The organism is Streptomyces sp. 549 (assembly GCF_030124175.1).
Taxonomy (GTDB): Bacteria; Actinomycetota; Actinomycetes; order Streptomycetales; family Streptomycetaceae; genus Streptomyces.
The window spans coordinates 1-15118 of record NZ_JASKMT010000048.1; the positions used below are offsets into that span (position 1 = coordinate 1).

Here is a 15118-nt window from a genome sequence, read left to right on the forward strand (position 1 = left end):
CCGACTTGGCCCAGCCGGGCTTTCCATGGCGCGAAGCGCCATGGATGGACCGGAATTGTATTCGCGGAGCGAATGCAATTGCCTACCTGTGGAGCGCAGCGAAACAGGAGAGCTGAATTGTATTCCACGTTTGGAGCGCAGCGTAGAGCGTGGAAATTTCCCCGCAGGGGAAATGTAAAAGGCGCGGAGCGTCTTTGAGTCGCTTTATCGCGGCCACCCAAATGCAAGTTATGGCGTATAATGAAGGTATGCGCTAAAGTTTATGCGCTAAATAGGAGGGCGTTATGTGTTCCGAATTCAAGTATAGGAGAAGGCGAAATGGAGCCAGTTTCATTAGCGATTATGGCAGTTAAATTGGTCGGCATTCTTGCCAGTTGTTCAGTTTCCGTCCATAAGGCTTACAGGTATTTTCGAACCGATGGGCGAGGAAAGTAGCAATTGGGAGGGAGTGGTTATTCAAGGGTCTTGGTGACGTCGTGAGTTCGTGACTTCATGACGTCACTAGACCGGCGTTTATGCAGGTCAGGCCCGCAACGCATGCAGCGTTGCGGGCCTGTTGCTGTGGTTTGCTACCTGGTCAGTGGATATCGGGCCGATGCCTATTGGGGCGTTTATCGCAGTCGCCGCAGTAGGGCTTTCCTGGTCGGCTCGTGTTCCATTCCCATTCGGATCAATTCCCGGACCACTTCTGCTTTGTCCAGGGCGCGGCGTCCGGCGTCGTCGCGGAGCTCCAGAATGAACCGGTCGATTCGGGAGGACTCTTCGGGGTCGAACCGCACGGTCGTGGGGACTGCGTCGGCGGCGGCGGGCGGTGGGCGTCGGCCCCCGCGGCTTCGCCCCGGTACGGACTGGCGACGTCGGCGCGGCGCGGCGGCCTGGTCGTCGTCGTGCTGCTGTTCCTGGTCTGGGCTGCCGGCCTCTTGAGGTTCGCCGCGCCGCAGCTTCTTGAGCCGTTCCCAGTCCTCCCCGAGTCCGCCCAGGTCGGGTGCGGGAGTGTGCGACCGTGCTGCGTTCATGCCAGCACCACCTTTGCCAGGTCGCGAAACCAGCCGGATGCCTCGCACTTGGAGTCGTACTCCAGGACCGGGACCCGGGCCCGCCATGCCTTGCGGATGTCGGTCCGCTTCTTGATCTCAGCGATGACCGGGGGCTCTCCCAGTCCGCGGAACGCTTCGAGCATGGAGGAGACGATCTCGCCGTCCCGGGTGTCGAACCGGGTGGGGATCAGTCCCAGGATGGGGATCTCGACGTCCATGTCGTCGGACAGGATCGCCACCTGTCGCAGCAGGAGGCGCAGGGCCCGGATGCTGGAGTCTTCAGCTTCCACGGGAACCAGGAGGCCGCCGCGCTTGCCGGGCCTGCGCCGTGCGGCCATCAGTGCGCACTCGGTGCCGATCCCGAGGGAGGGCGGTGCGTCGATCACGCAGGCGTCGTAGTCGTCCTCGAACCGGGCGAGGAGCTTGGAGAGCCGCATCTCGCGGGCGGTTGCCGAGTACAACCCCTTGTCCAACATGAACATGTCCATGTTGGTGGGCAGCACGTGGAGCCGCTCGCGGTAGTCGACGACCAGTTCGTGGGGGTCGCCGGTCCACTCCCCGAGGACCCACCCCTTCATGGTCCGGCCGTCCGGGCTCTCGCTCACCCCTAGGGCTTCGGTCATGTGGCCCTGGGGGTCCCAGTCGACCAGCAGTACGCGGCGGCCGTGCTCGGCAATCGCCGCACCCAGGTTGATGGTGTTGGCGGTTTTGCCGACACCACCCTTCTGGTTCGTCATGGCGTAGATGTCCATGGGCGGCAGCGTAGACGCCTTCTTGGTGACGTCACGGCCTCACGGGGCCGGGAACCCACGAAAGGGCCTGTCGCGCCCCCTGTCGCGTCTTCTGGAGGGGCGGGGGTTTCGGGGTATCAGCCCAGGTCACACCAGACGACAGCACCCTTGGCGCGACAACCCACACGACAGCAGCAGGGCCCGCACCGGTCGGCCGGTGCGGGCCCTGCTGGGCAGCGTTCCAGGGATCACCTGTTGGGGCTGGGCATCCTGGTGGGATCGCGATAGATGGAGGTCTTGAGCAGCAACGCGGTCTTGAGGGTGAGGTCGGTCTCCTCGCGGTCGAACCCGAGCGAAGAGGCCAGAGTGCCGGCCGTTCCGGGCAACGGCATCATCGGGAACGACTTGCCGTGCCATGCCTCGGAGTCGCCCTCGAAGGCTTCGACGTACTTCCCGAAGTCGTCAGCGTAGACGCCTGCGGTGTCGTCGCTGAGCGGGATGTCGTCGCCTTGGGCCGACCAGGCGAGCGTGAGCAGGACGCAGGCGCGCGTCTCGGGCTCGGCTTCCGCCCAGCAGCGACGCAGGCCGTCATCGAGTGCGGAGCGTTCGACGGTTCCGCCGTACTTCGCCAGGGTCTCGGTCATCTCGTTGATGACCTCTGGGATCTGCATGGCCACACGCAGCGGCAGTGGCTGTCCGGTCACCGGTCCACGTCCGAGCTGCTGATGGTGAGGCTGCCCAGCCAGGTGCCGGCCTTTGTTGGGCGGGGTGCGAGCCAGCTATGCAGGATGAGGCGGTCGAGGAGCTGTTCGCATTCGTCGGGGCCGACTTGTGAGGAGGGGGAGACTTCTTCGATCGGGGCGACGGGCAAGAACATAGGAGTCCTCTTTCGGGAGTGGTCGGAAACATCCTGCCGCTTGGCAGGGCTGGATCGAGGGGCCTTTCCTCGAACGAGTGATGACCCCGTGGGCTCGTGAACTCATGACGCCATGAACGGCCTGTGGACAGGGCCGGGCCGCCCCGAAGATGGGGGCGGCCCGGCCCTGCGAGTCAGTAGCTCGGGGTGCTCCAAGAGGAGCCGTCCAGTTCTACGGCTGCCCCGAACGAGCCGTCGCCGAAGTCGTCGCACACCAGCTGGATCGCGTCGGCGACTTCGGCCTTGGTGCCCTTGTCCATGGCCTTGAGGAACTTCACGACGTCGGGCCCGCGCAGCGTGCCTTCCACGACGCCCAGCCACTTGCGCTTGCTCGTCTTCCAGGTCCCGGGGATGGCGACGTGCAGCGAGGAGGGAGCGTCCGCGTACGGGTCCTCTTCCTCCTCCTCGCCGGGCTCCTCGCCTTCCTCGCCCCCGCCGGTCGGCGGTCCACTCGGAGGACCAGGAGGAGCGGGAGGAGCCGCGGGCGGCGCCTCCTCGCCCGGCGGCGCCTCCTCCTTCTTGGCCTTGCCCCGCAGCCGGTCCTTGACCTTGCCCAGGAACCCGCGCTTGCGCTCCGGCTGGGCGGCCGGCGCCGCAGGCTCGGGTGCCGGCTGCGGCGCCGGAGCCTGCCCGGCCTCCTCCGGCTGGCCCTCGGGCTGCTCCTTCTTGCCCCGCCCGAAGAGGCGTCCGAACAATCCCATCAGCTCTGACCCTTCTGCTTCGAGTGGTACAGGTGCATGGCCTTGGCCATCTTCTTGACCTCATCCAGGACGGGCAGGAGCTCCCCGGCCGGGACGCTGTACTCGGCCTTCCACTCCTTGCCGCCGGTCCCGAGCTGCATCGCGTCGGGCTTCGCCGCGACCGGGTCAGCGACGTCGGAGGCGTAGGTGACCGCGTCGACCCGCAGACTCAGCGGGTGGTGCCCACTGGCCGCGAACGCCGCCAGGTTGCGGTACGTGTTCGCCAGGGCCAGGTCGAGGATCATCTGTGCCCAGTCGGGCCGCCACCAGATGTCCTTCTCGTAGGGCAGGCCGGTCTTGTGGTCGGTCTTGGGCTCCCGGCGGCTGAGGTAGCCACGGAAACTTTGGTAGAGCATCCCGGACACCTGCTTGGCGTACCGGGCCCCGGGGCGGCCCTCCTGGGCACTGGCCAGGATGCGCTCACGGGAGACCCGCAGCTTGTCGTACATCCCGTACAGCGCCCGCTTGCTGGTCTCCCACACCCACGCCTCCAGGACGTCGGGGGTCCAGCCCTCGAACTTCTCGATCAGCAGGTCGACACCCGGCGTCCGCAGCCAGAACCCGCCCTCCGGGGCCGGTTGGATGTTCAGCTTCGGCAGGCCCTCAAGGGCCAGGTCCGGCAGCTCGCGCACCCGCCAGTACCCGGCCTTGTTCGTCAGGAACGCCCGGCCCTGGGGGTAGTGCGTCGGGTCACCGACACCGAGCCACACCGAGCCGAACGCCGCCAGCCAGGCCGCGTTCTTGTCGTACTGGTGAATCCACCCGCACGCCCGCTCAGCCTCGGTGATCTCCTCAACCGGCCGGGTCCACTGCATGTTCACCAGAGGCTTGATCTTCGCCTCTACCGGCGGGACCTCCCGGCCCCGGACCATCGGGGACATCACGCTGTTCTTCGCGCTGCCAGCGAAGTCAGCCGCAGTGACGTTCGGGGAGAGGTAGTACGGGATCACCTGCGGGTTCTCCGGCGATCCATGGACCGTGGACAGCAGGTAGACCATGTAGGCGTCCAGCAGCGCTTCGGGCGTCGGTGCGGCGCCGAACCCACCCCGGCCGGGCTCGTCGGCACGGTCGAACCGGTCGTCGTACAGCGGCAGCGCCACCGACAGCCGGTCACCCTCGCCGCCCCGGGTCTTGAGCGTCATCCAGCACGAGATCCCCTCGTTCTGCACGACCAGGTCCGACCCGGGCCGCGGAGTGGCCCACTCGTGCGGCGTCGGACCCTGCGCGCCCACGTACTCCTCCAGGTCCTCCGGCACCCGCTCGTCGTACGTCGGCAGGCCCATGGCCAGCGCCGCCGACTCGTGCACCCACAGCGTCCGCAGCCCGTAGGCGGCCATCAGGTCCGGGACCTGGTCGACGTTGCCGGGCAGCGGCACCGAGACCGGCTCGTGGTTCGGCAGGTACAAGTACCGGTCCCCGAGGACGCCGAAGTCCAGCGCGCCCCGGGTGCGGCCCTTGGCCTTCATCTCCAGCCGCAACCACGGCTTGTCCAGCCGCTCGTCTCCGGCCTGATACGCCCGAGCCGGAGGGAACACCACCGCCGGCGCCTCGGTCGGCATCGGCGGAGCCGCCATTTCGAGGGTGGCTCCGGTGCTCTCTTCCTCCCCGTGTGTGAGATCGAAGAGCTGAAGGGTGGCTCCGGTGGCTCCGGTGGCTCCGCTGCTGGTCAGGGCCTCATTTTCCGGAGCCACCCCGGTGGCTCCGGGGTGGCTCCGGGGGGTGGCTCCGCTCGGGAACTCGTCGTCGGAGCCACCCTCCGGCTCGTTCTCTTCGGGGGAGAACAGCTCGGCAGCACGCCGGGTGTTGAAGCAGTGCATCCGCTCACCCAGACCCGCGTACCGGATCGACTTCGGGAGCTGCCGCTGAGCGTGCTTTCCGGTGCCCCGGATGTGCACTCCCAGGTCGTCCAGGTACCGCAGAGCGGCGGACACGTTGTCGATCCCGGCCTGAGCACCGACTTCCTGCACGACGGGATTGACCACCCACCACTCGCCGGTCTCCGGGTTGATGAACCCCCGCAGCCGCCGGAAGCCGTCTTCAGCGACGGACGGCAGCCTGTCCATGGAGGGGAACGCGCTGGTCTCGATGCGGAGCGCGTCCAACGCGTTCCACAGCCGCTCGCCGTCCGGCACGTTCGCCTCGGCCGCCACGAGGATGGCGGCCTGGAGGCGCGCGGCGGCCTCCTTCTCGGCAATCGTCCCCAGTTCCGGGACGCCGATGGCCTGGCCGAACATGTGGGCGCCGACCACCCACGCCATGTGCATCTCAGCGATGGTCCCCGCGACGCCGCCCTCGGCCGGGCGGTGCTTCGCGCACAGCTGCAGGTGGAACTTCTTGAGCTGAGCCAGGTTCTCCGCACGGAACATGCCCTTGCGGATCGCCCACTCCAGAGGCCAACCGCCGAACGCCTTCGCCAGCCGCTTGAGCCGCTTCGAGACGTGCTCCGCCCCGGCCTGGTCGGGCAGGGCCGGCGCACCCTCGAAGTCGAGGAACTTGTCAGGGAAGAACGGGGCGCTCACCTCGTGAAGGCGCGACGCCAGGTCCTCGGTCTGACCCTCGAACTTCAACGGCTCGTTGCTGGTCGAGAACGCCGTCGAGTTCCAGAAGCCGTCCGACTCGCGAGGGGAGCCGTCCGCCGTGCCCACCGAGCGCTGGGCACCCGCCACGTACTGGCTGATCTCCCGCGACGACTCCTTGATGCTGCGTCCCGAGCTGCTGTGCTCGTCCAGTCCCAACGGCATGAACCCACGGGTGCGGAGCGACTGGGTGATGCCCTGCTTGCTCGCGTCCCAGGTCATCAGGATCTTCTGCCGCCGTGGCTTGACGTCCCCGAACGCCGCGCACGCCACGGTGAGGACCGTCGACTTGCCCTGCTGGCCGGGCCCGTAGGCGTTGAGCATGTGCGGCAGCACGTCCAGGGCGTCGATCACGGGCCCGACGAACATGAACCCGATGCACAGCGCGGACTTCCCGCACTCCGTCGACCAGTAGCCGATCTCGTCCCAGGCTTCCCGGGCTTCCTTCTCCTCGCCCCGCAGTACCCGGTAGCCCAGGATCTGAGCGTCCGCATCGGGAAAGATCAGGTCTCCGGCCTCGTTGTAGTAGGTCCGGGCCGGGCTGATCGGTGCGGCGTCGCCCTCCTCGCGGATCAGCCGCGCGAACGCGTGCCGCTCATCGTTCCCGGTCGGCCGGGGCGCTCCGAGCTTCGAGGCCCAGGTGCCACGGTCCAGCTCGTCCTCGTTGAGGATGCGAGGGCGGCGCTGCCGCTTCCCGAGGGCCAGGTACTCGGTCTTGATGTCTTCGCCCTCGTCGGTGAGGTGCGTGATCTGCGCGGTGATCCTCGGCACCTGGCCGATGGTGAGAACGGGGCCGTCCTTGTCCTGTCGGTGCAGGATCATCCGGTCAGCCGAGCGGTAGTACCAACCGCGCTTCATGCCAGCGATGGGACGGCACCCGGCAGGGTGCCCGCCCCGTTCGAGTTTCGAGACGGTCCCGCTTGGGCCTCGCTGCTTGGGGACTTCATCCACAGACGCCGATGTCTGCGGGTGCTGCTGATTCACGTGTGCCCTTCTGGGCCCACCGTTGAGCGTGCGTGTCCTAGAACACGAGTGGGGAGGAGAAATCTCCCCACCCCTGCCTTACACTCGCAGGTGGGCTACATCCAAGGCCAACGCGAACCCGCTTCCTGGATTACGACCCCTCAACTGGTTACGACACCAGAAGAGGGTCCAGGAGCGGGTTTCGTGCTGACCGGCCATTGATCTTGAGTTGGTGCGGAGAGCTTACGTGGCAATCCGGACACCAGGTGCCGGTGTTATTAGCTGAGGTCCCAGGTGTAGGACAGGTCCCACAGGTGGACCGGCATGACGTGCACGGTGACCTCCACGCAGCGGCCCTGTGCGGTTCGCGCAGCGTGTGTCAGCTCATAGACCCTGGAGTCGGCCGGGAGCCTCAACACCTCCTGCTCGTGCTCATCAGGGGTGCGGACCTTGATGGTCTCGGTCACGGATGTCTGCTGGTTGCTGGTCTCGCTGAGGCGGCTGATGATGCCGCCCGGACCGCTGTCCACGTCGCTTGCGCCAGCAGATGAGGCGACGTCGCGAGGCAGGTACGTCACCGCGATCTGCACCGGGACGTCGTCCGCGAACATCTCTCGGGCACGCGTGACCACGATGGTGCCTGGCTCCACATCGAGCACCGTGGCGACGTGGGCCGGCGCTTCCTGCTCGCCCGGCTGAGTCGTCCACCGCGGCTGAAGTCCGTGCTGGCGGATCTCCGCATCGAACGCACCCCGGGCGCCGTGCGCCTCCCGGAAGCGGGTCGTGTAGCGGGTCGGCACCTGCCGAAGGATCGTCGGGATGGGCTGCACAACTGCCTTCTTTCCTCGTCGGATCAGTACGCCCTCGGCCATCAGGTGAGCGATGGCCTTGTTCACGAGTGCCCGGCTGCTTCCCAGCGTGTCCGCCAGGTCGGCTTCGGAGGGCAGGGCGGCACCCGTTTCCAGGCCCGCAACGAACACGCGCAGGGCCTTGATCGTCGCGGGCAGGCTCGCTTTCTCGCTGGTCATGTCTTCTCTCCTGATGCGATTGGGATCCCAAACAACGTAGCACCTAGATCCGTATCTCAACGCTTCCGGGTCTATGTTGTAGCCATCGCTTGCATTGTTACACAATCCCGTGTCATTGTGATGCCGAACGCAGACGGCCCCGGGCCGGTGTCCTACCACCGCGCCCAGGGCCTGAGACCGAGACCCGTTCTGACCTGCCAGAAGGGACCGATCCTGTGACGGATCGTATCGACACTCAGCCGCTGGACGCGGCCACGGCGGACCGGCTCGACCGGTTGTTCCGCCTCTACAACCGCCGCGTCGTGGCGCTGGCCAGGACCCTGGCCAACCACGCCGACGACGCCGACGACATCGCTTCCGACACCTGGTTCGTGGCCGCCCGCTGGGTGAACACCCTCCAGGCGGACGACGACCAGGCCATGGGCTGGCTCGCCACCCTGACTCGACACGCGGTGCGCGACTTCTACAAGCCCCGCCGCAACCGCGAGCTGGCGTACGACTGGTCGGACACCCTGTCTTCCTTCGCCCTGCCGACGACTCCGGCCGCTGAGGACGTAGCCCTGGCAGAGCCGATGCCGGAGCTCCCGCCGCACTTGGCGACGCTGGTTGACCGCCTGCCCGAGCAGTACCGGACCGTCGTCCGTCTGCGCTGCGAAGGTGTGCCGCACTCCGCGATCAACGACTACATCGGCCGTCGCGCGGCGTCGTCCAGCCGCTTCCACACTGCGCTGCGCACCCTGCGCCCGGAGCTGGAGGGCCGCCCGCCGCTGCCGATGCGGCCCACGCCGCACGAGCGCGACGGCCGCCAGCCCGCCCCGCAGCCCGCCCGCCCGCACTCCCGCGCGTCCGTCGCGCTGGCCGGGTGATCGCGGTGGACGCCAGCACCCAGGCCGAGGCCGCCCGCCAGGCCGCTGAAGCCGCCGCAGATGCCGCCCGCCGCGCCGCTGAGGCCGCCGCCGCTCTCCAGCGTGCCGCCGCCGCACAGACCCGACTCGGAGGTCACTGAGATGTTCCGCCGCGAGTCCCAGAACGACGACGACGACCGCACCAACCGCCTGCTCGACGGCCTGGACGCCGCCTACGCCGAGCGCACCGGCGGCGCCGCCTCCGGCATGCCGCTGACCCAGTTCGAGGAGGTCGTCATGGAGGGGGCCGCACCCCTGATCGGCGACACCTACCCGCCCGCTGGCCACACCTACCCCCGGAAGGGCTGACGACATGACGAACTACCGCCCCCTCGACCGTGCCATCACCGCAGCCGTCCAGCGCCTGGAGGCCGTCCAGCGTCGGGAGACCTGGGTGCTCACCCCGGGGGAGCAGGCCCGGCTGGCCGCTGCCACGGCCCTCGTGCTCGCCAAGGGGACGCGCCTGAAGACGTCGCCGCGCGCCGAGGCCGCCGCCGCCCGGATCTGGGAGGACGCCGACGCGCGGTGCCGTGCCGACGTCGCCGCCGCCCAGCAGGTCAAGGCCGAGGCCCTGTACCAGGAGGCCCAGGCCAAGGCCCAGCGCAAGGCCAAGGGGTGGTGGTGATGGCGAGCCAGACGGCCCTGAACCCGCCCGCGAACGAGTGCCGGCAGTGCTGGTTCCACGCCTACGCCAGCGGTGAGGCCCACGCGGACCTCGGTCCGCGTGAGGACTGCCCGGCGTGCGTGGACCACATGCGCAACGGCCACCCCGACCACCTGATCGTGCGGTGACCGCCATGACTGCCGCGATCTTCTTCCCCGTGCTGTACGTCCTGGCCCGCGCCCGGCAGATCGGCGGCCTCCTGGTGGTCGGTGGCCTGGCCGGACTCGTCGGCCGCAGCGGGATGCCGCTCGCCTCCGGCCTCCTGGTCCTGGCCATCGCCGCGCTCGGGGTGATGGCGGTCGGCCTGGCCGTCGCCCTGCCCTACCTGCCGGGCCCCGCGGCCCGCAGTTCCGGGCCGCCGCGCCCGTGACCTGCCCGCCCCTCGTGGTGGCCTCGTGGGCTCACGAGTCCATGAGGCCACCACACCCCGCCAGCCAGCCAAGGAGGTGACCGACGTGAAGTTCTACGACCCGAACGGCGAGACGTACGGCATCCCGACCTACCCGCGCCGACTCGCCCCCGAAGGGTTGGCCACGCGCCGCCAGCTCCGCGCCCTCGGGCTGCGGCCCGGTGGCCAGGACGTCGCCGCACAGATCCTCTGGCACGGCCGCCGCGACCCGCTTACCCGGGTGCGTCCGGTCCGCGCCGCCTACCTCTACCGCATCGACCTGGCCGCCCCCGTCCGGCCGATGACGCCGGGCCGGGCCCGCGCGGTGGCCGCCATGATGCGCGCCCGCCGGACCTGTCCGGACTGCCTGGTCACCTACCCCTACGTCATCCCGACGTCCCTGGGCTGCTGCCCGGCGTGCGCCGGCCACCCGGCCGCCCTCGCGGCGTGAAGGAGAGAACCGCCATGGACAACGAGATCCAGCACTACAGCCCCCAGCCGCTGCCCGTCGTCCCGCCCGGGATGACCGTCGCGTACACCGCGCAGGGCCAGCCGGTCTACATCCCGCAGACCCAGCAGCCGTCCGTCGTCGTGCAGATGCCGTCCCAGCCGGTCCCGGCCTGGCTCCGCAACGGCCTGATCGCGGCGGTCGGTCTGCTGATCCTGTGCACCCCGGCCACGGTCCTCCTGGTCGTCGCCGCCCCGGCCGTCGTCGCGATGGGCCAGGGCCTGGCGTACAGCGGGATCGGCGTCGGCATCGGCGTGATCGGCGTGGCCGCCGCCATCAAGAGCCTGCGCGAGACGCCCCGCCCCGCGAAGAAGAAGTGACCCGCCCTCGTGACGTTGTGACGTCACGCCGCCACGACGCCGTGACGTCACACCTGGAAGGAATCCCCGTGAAGAAGAAGCTCAGCAAGATGCAGAAGGCCGTCCTGGTCGCGGCGGTCGTCCCGATGATCGCGGTCGGCGTCGCCGGTGGCATCGGCACCTACACCAACATCAGTGGCAAGTACGGCGAGGGAACGGCGGTCGGCGCGCTCGCCGCCGGTGAGGGCGCGACCGCCGTCCTGGCCCTGGTCCTGCTCGTCACCACGTTGCTCGGGCAGTCGGCCCCGACCCCGGTCCGCATCGGCCTGTGGGCGCTGCCGGCCGCCGCAGCAGTGATGGGCGCGACCGCAGCCAACGGCCTGGGTGAGGCCATCGTCTACGCCCTGACCCCGATGGCCATCACCGCTGCGGCCGAGGGCATCGCGTTCCTGTCCCGCCGGGTCGTCATCTACCAGGAGGGCCGCGACGTCGAAGCGGAGACCCGCGCCGCCGCGATCGTCCGGGACCTGGCCTACCACCAGGCCCGCGCGGAGTCGCACCCCTCCAAGCGGGCCCGCAAGGCGTCCGTCAGGAAGTCGTGGCGGCTCGCCCGGCAGGTCGGCAGCGGCGACGTCCGCCTCGGAGTGGACCTGATGGACATCCAGCGCCAGCGGATCTCGGGCGGCGCGGACGCGGCCCTTCACCGGATGTTCGGCGGCGCCGCACCCGCCGCCCCGGCCCTGGCGTCCGCCGACACCACCCCGGCTCTCCCCGCCGCATCCGCTGGTGACGTCACGGCCTCACGAGCCCACGACGCCACCGTCCGCACGGACACCAGCGGATATCCGACCGACACCACCTCTGACCAGGCAGAAAACACCACAACTGTCCGCCCGGCCCTCCAGGTCGTCCGCAACGCCAAGGCCAAGGGCAAGTCCATGCGCGCCGACGTCCGCGAGATGGTCGCCAGCGGCGTCCAGGACGTCCGCCACGTGGTCGACGCCGTAGCCACCCGCCACGGCCGCGACGCCGACGACAAGGCGTTCCAGGCCACCGTCAGCAAGTACATCCGCGAAGCCAAGGCGGACTCCCAGCAGGCCGAGCCCGCGCAGGTCGGCCAGTACATCTGACCCGTCCGCCGAACGGTGGGCAAGCCCGGATACCCCCTGGGCAAGCCCCCCGTTCGTGGCCAGGGCAAGCCATCGGGCAAGCCCGGCTGAGTAGCACTGGACCGCAAGCAGTTCCGGCCGGACTGTCACACGGCCGCCGATTTCCACACCTCTACAAAGTGAGGGCACCCCACGTCACGGGTGTCCGACCCGCCGGAGGGGACGCACCGCCCAGCAGGTTCTCCTGCCAGAGATCAACCACCTGCTGGGCGGCCGGGTCCCCCACGTACGCGAGGGGAACTCCGTGCACAGCATGACCGCCGCACTCGCGGCCCAACCACCCGAGCCGGACGCCCAGGAGGGCGGCTGGTTCGTCACCGTCTGGGACGGCCTTGCGGGCATCCTCCCGGGCGGCAACCTGACCATGTTCGGCCTGCTGCTTCTCCTGGGCGTGTACGCCGACGCCGCGAGCAAGCGCAAGAAGACAGCCGGCGGCCCGGTCAAGACCCGGACCCCCGGGAGCTGGAAGCGGCCGTTCCTGGCCGCCTACGGCGCCGTGCGCTCCCTGGTCCGCGCTGTCTGGGCCGTGCTGCGGTTCTACGGCGGCCGGGAGCTGCGAGGCGCCCCCCGCAGCACGGCCACGACCTGGTCCGCCGGCACCCGGCTGACCACCCTGGAGGCCCCGGCCGCCTCGATGGCGTCGGTCGCCCTGGCGCCGCCCCGGGTGAGCCTGGTCAAGAAGCGCCGCCGGCAGCCCAACCCTTGGGCACGCCAGGCCGCTGCCTGGCTGACGACCTACCGGGGCCGGGGGGCCGCTGCACTGGACCAGGCGGTCCGTGCCGCCCTCTGGACCGCCCGCTCGGCGCGCACGGCCTGGCGGGTCGCGACGACCGTCTACGCCGCCGTGGCGCCCCGCGTCCGCCTCCTGGCCCGCACTCTCGGAGCGTGGCACTGCTGGCCCTACGCCGCCCGCGGCCTGGTCCGCGTCCTCCTCACCGCCGCCCTGGTGGCCCTCCTCGTCCCGGCCTGGACGGGCTGGGCCCTCCTCGTCGCCCTGGCCTCCACCGTGGCGCTGGGCCCGCTCCTGCCCAAGCTGGTGCCGGTCCCGCCCGGCGACGACGTCGTGTACGGCCCGAAGATCTGGACGATCCTGCGCGACGACCTGAACCTCCCCGACGACGAGCCGCGCGAACGGTGGCTCCAGCTCCCCGCGCGCCTGGCCGACCCGGGCGCCCGCATCGTCCTGCGCCTGCCCTGGACGTTCCGCGGCTCGGACCTGGAGAAGGAGGCCGTCTCCTCCCTCATCAACTCCCGCCTGCCGGGCGAGTGGGTCGGTCGGTACTCGTTCCGGGGCGAGCACGCCACCGCCGTCTACACCCACAAGCCGCCGCCCAAGCCGCCGGCCCCCGCGCCCGCGCCCCCGAAGGCCGTCGACATCGAGGAGCCGCGCATCCAGGAGGCCCTGGCCAACCTGGCGCCGGACGAGTTCCTCCTCGGAGTGGACGAGCACAACAAGCTGGTTATCCGCGAGATGACCGGCAACAATGCGCACTGGGCCTACTCGGTCGGCTCCGGTGGTGGAAAGTCCACCACCCTCCAGTGGCTCGCCGTCCAGATGCTCATGAAGGGCGGCATCATCGTCGGCGTTGACCCGAAGCTCATCAGCCTCGCCCCGCTCGAAGGAATTCCCGGCGTCTACCTCTACCAGGACCCGCAGAACGGCCAGGACATGCGCGAGGCTATTTACTGGGTAGCCGAAGTGGTTATGGCCCGCTTCTACGAAATCAAGCAGGGTACGCAAAAGGGGTTCCCGCCGCTCTACATGTTCCTGGAAGAGAGCAACGAGCTTGCCGGGATTCTCCGGAACGTGTGGAACAAGATTCGGGTAAAGAAAGGCGATGACAAGGACCCCGCCGCCGATCCCATTTGGGAAGAGGCGGTTGGAAAGATCCTCCGGTTCGGGCGCGCGGCGAACGTGCACATTCTCGCGGTGTTCCAGGACTTCAAGGACAACGAATTTAGCGGCCAGTCCCTCCGGCCTCTTTTCCCGTTCAAGGTGCTCGGTAGTTACGACCCTCACCAGTGGGAGCGGATTACCGGAATGCCGAAGAACACAGCGCCGCCGAATGTGCGGAAGGCCGGGCTGATGGTCACCGTCACGAACGGCGTGCCTTTCTCCTATCAGACGCCCTACCTATTCCTTGACGGAGAGGACGGGGAAAGGCGGCCCGCGACCGAGGAGGAGGCCAAGGACCTCTACAACAAGCTCTACCAGCAGCTCCGCAGCACCCACGCGTGGAACGACCACGGCCTCTACAGCGAGCCGCCCGAGCACAGCCCCGAGGGCATCCCGAAGCTCCTCCAGGGCCGCGTAGAGGGCCTGTCACGTGACGCTGGCCCCAACACCCCGAACGGGGCCTCAGAGGGGGGTCTGAGGGACGAAACCGCAGGTCACGGTGTCACGCACCCCAACGACGTGACACCCGGCGTGACACCCCAGCGTGACAGGCTGCGGCTCATCCCCGGGCAGGCCGGCGGACAGGGCTTCCAGGACCCTCTGGCGGCCCCCGTGCTCCTCAGCGTGGCCGACATCGCCCGCGAGATGCAGGCCCGCGGCTACGACATCGAAGCGGGCCTGATCCGCACCCACAAGTCCCGCCGCGACAAGGGCGTGAACAACGGATTCCCCACCGGTATCGGTGAGGGCCGCGACGAGAAGTTCACGCTGGAACAGCTCATCACCTACTACGAACAGCGCGGCATCAAAAAGCGCGAAGAAAGCGAGACGGAGGCAGAGCAGGGAGACGCTGTCTGACCTGCGGAAACACAGAAACGGCCCCCTCTCCGGAGGGGGCTTTTCTGTGCCCAAAGCGCCGGGGGGTGTCCCGCAAAACCGCCAACATTACATGGGGGATTCAAGAGCTGATGCACTTCAAATAGAGAGAGAATAGGGGCGCGGAATTCAGTCAATAGCCTTCCCGCGTGTCGCTGGAGAACAGTTTCAGAGAGTGTTGGAATAGGCGTTGGAATGAGTCGAAAAACAATCCTCGCGGAAGTCTATAAAGGGCTCTGATGGTCGGGAGTTTGAATTGAATTCAGCGAAGCGCGAAGCGCGAGTAAGCGGGTTGGAAAGCGTAGATAAGAGAGGCGATAAGCCACGGAAAAAGTCGCGAAGCGGCTTTAGGAATGCCGCTTGCGGCATTCTGGGTGGGAATTCGGATTCGCTCCGCGAATTCCGGAATTTCGGCTGGGCC

At 68.6% G+C, this 15118-nt stretch carries 17 protein-coding genes; 10 read left to right on the plus strand and 7 right to left on the minus strand.

All coding sequences use genetic code 11. From position 1 onward, the window contains the following. Window positions 1–611: 611 nt before the first annotated feature. From QNO07_RS27030 to QNO07_RS27060, 7 genes are all read right to left on the minus strand, one after another. Window positions 612–1016 carry a hypothetical protein gene (locus QNO07_RS27030; RefSeq protein WP_283995161.1) on the minus strand — a complete coding sequence of 135 codons (405 nt, stop codon included), beginning with the start codon at window positions 1014–1016 and terminating at the stop codon, window positions 612–614. Then, window positions 1013–1789 carry a ParA family protein gene (locus tag QNO07_RS27035; protein WP_283995163.1) on the minus strand — a complete coding sequence of 259 codons (777 nt, stop codon included), beginning with the start codon at window positions 1787–1789 and terminating at the stop codon, window positions 1013–1015. Before QNO07_RS27035 ends, QNO07_RS27030 begins: the two co-directional genes overlap by 4 nt. A gap of 227 nt (window positions 1790–2016) precedes the next feature. Further along, on the minus strand, window positions 2017–2472 hold the full coding sequence (locus tag QNO07_RS27040) for a hypothetical protein (RefSeq protein ID WP_283995164.1): 456 nt from the start codon (window positions 2470–2472) through the stop codon (window positions 2017–2019). Then, entirely contained in the window at window positions 2469–2645 is a 177-nt protein-coding gene (locus tag QNO07_RS27045; protein WP_283995165.1) for a hypothetical protein, read from the minus strand. Before QNO07_RS27045 ends, QNO07_RS27040 begins: the two co-directional genes overlap by 4 nt. 173 nt (window positions 2646–2818) lie before the next feature. Then, window positions 2819–3385, minus strand: a complete 567-nt coding sequence (locus QNO07_RS27050) for a hypothetical protein (protein ID WP_283995166.1) — start codon at window positions 3383–3385, stop codon at window positions 2819–2821. After that, entirely contained in the window at window positions 3385–6858 is a 3474-nt protein-coding gene (locus QNO07_RS27055; RefSeq protein WP_283995168.1) for a DUF927 domain-containing protein, read from the minus strand. The genes QNO07_RS27050 and QNO07_RS27055 overlap by 1 nt, the downstream gene beginning before the upstream one ends. Before the next feature lie 383 nt (window positions 6859–7241). After that, complete coding sequence (locus QNO07_RS27060; protein ID WP_283995169.1) at window positions 7242–7991, minus strand: GntR family transcriptional regulator; 750 nt, start codon at window positions 7989–7991, stop codon at window positions 7242–7244. 215 nt (window positions 7992–8206) lie between these two features. On the opposite strand from QNO07_RS27060, the gene QNO07_RS27065 reads away from it, so the two are divergent. From QNO07_RS27065 to QNO07_RS27110, 10 genes are all read left to right on the plus strand, one after another. After that, window positions 8207–8857 (plus strand): RNA polymerase sigma factor, encoded by a 651-nt coding sequence (locus tag QNO07_RS27065; protein ID WP_283995170.1) that lies wholly within the window; start codon window positions 8207–8209, stop codon window positions 8855–8857. 5 nt (window positions 8858–8862) lie between these two features. After that, window positions 8863–8997, plus strand: coding sequence for a hypothetical protein (locus tag QNO07_RS27070; protein WP_283995171.1), 135 nt, complete (start codon window positions 8863–8865; stop codon window positions 8995–8997). Between the two features lies 1 nt (window position 8998). After that, entirely contained in the window at window positions 8999–9205 is a 207-nt protein-coding gene (locus QNO07_RS27075) for a hypothetical protein (RefSeq protein WP_283995173.1), read from the plus strand. Between the two features lie 4 nt (window positions 9206–9209). Next, window positions 9210–9521, plus strand: coding sequence for a hypothetical protein (locus QNO07_RS27080; protein WP_283995174.1), 312 nt, complete (start codon window positions 9210–9212; stop codon window positions 9519–9521). Then, a complete protein-coding gene (locus QNO07_RS27085) occupies window positions 9521–9688 on the plus strand; it encodes a pRL2-8 (RefSeq protein WP_283995175.1) in 168 nt (55 codons plus the stop codon). Before QNO07_RS27080 ends, QNO07_RS27085 begins: the two co-directional genes overlap by 1 nt. 5 nt (window positions 9689–9693) lie before the next feature. Continuing rightward, window positions 9694–9930: a hypothetical protein gene (locus QNO07_RS27090; RefSeq protein ID WP_283995177.1), complete on the plus strand. Its 237-nt coding sequence runs from the start codon at window positions 9694–9696 to the stop codon at window positions 9928–9930. Window positions 9931–10015: 85 nt separating this feature from the next. Continuing rightward, window positions 10016–10399: an RRQRL motif-containing zinc-binding protein gene (locus QNO07_RS27095; protein WP_502961954.1), complete on the plus strand. Its 384-nt coding sequence runs from the start codon at window positions 10016–10018 to the stop codon at window positions 10397–10399. 14 nt (window positions 10400–10413) lie between these two features. Next, window positions 10414–10776 carry a hypothetical protein gene (locus tag QNO07_RS27100; protein ID WP_283995180.1) on the plus strand — a complete coding sequence of 121 codons (363 nt, stop codon included), beginning with the start codon at window positions 10414–10416 and terminating at the stop codon, window positions 10774–10776. A gap of 68 nt (window positions 10777–10844) precedes the next feature. Then, window positions 10845–11885, plus strand: coding sequence for a conjugal transfer protein (locus QNO07_RS27105; protein ID WP_349636881.1), 1041 nt, complete (start codon window positions 10845–10847; stop codon window positions 11883–11885). Between the two features lie 292 nt (window positions 11886–12177). Continuing rightward, the gene (locus QNO07_RS27110; RefSeq protein WP_283995181.1) at window positions 12178–14679 is read left to right on the plus strand and encodes a putative type IV secretion/conjugal transfer ATPase; all 2502 of its coding nucleotides are present in this window, start codon (window positions 12178–12180) and stop codon (window positions 14677–14679) included. The last annotated feature ends 439 nt before the right edge of the window (window positions 14680–15118 follow it).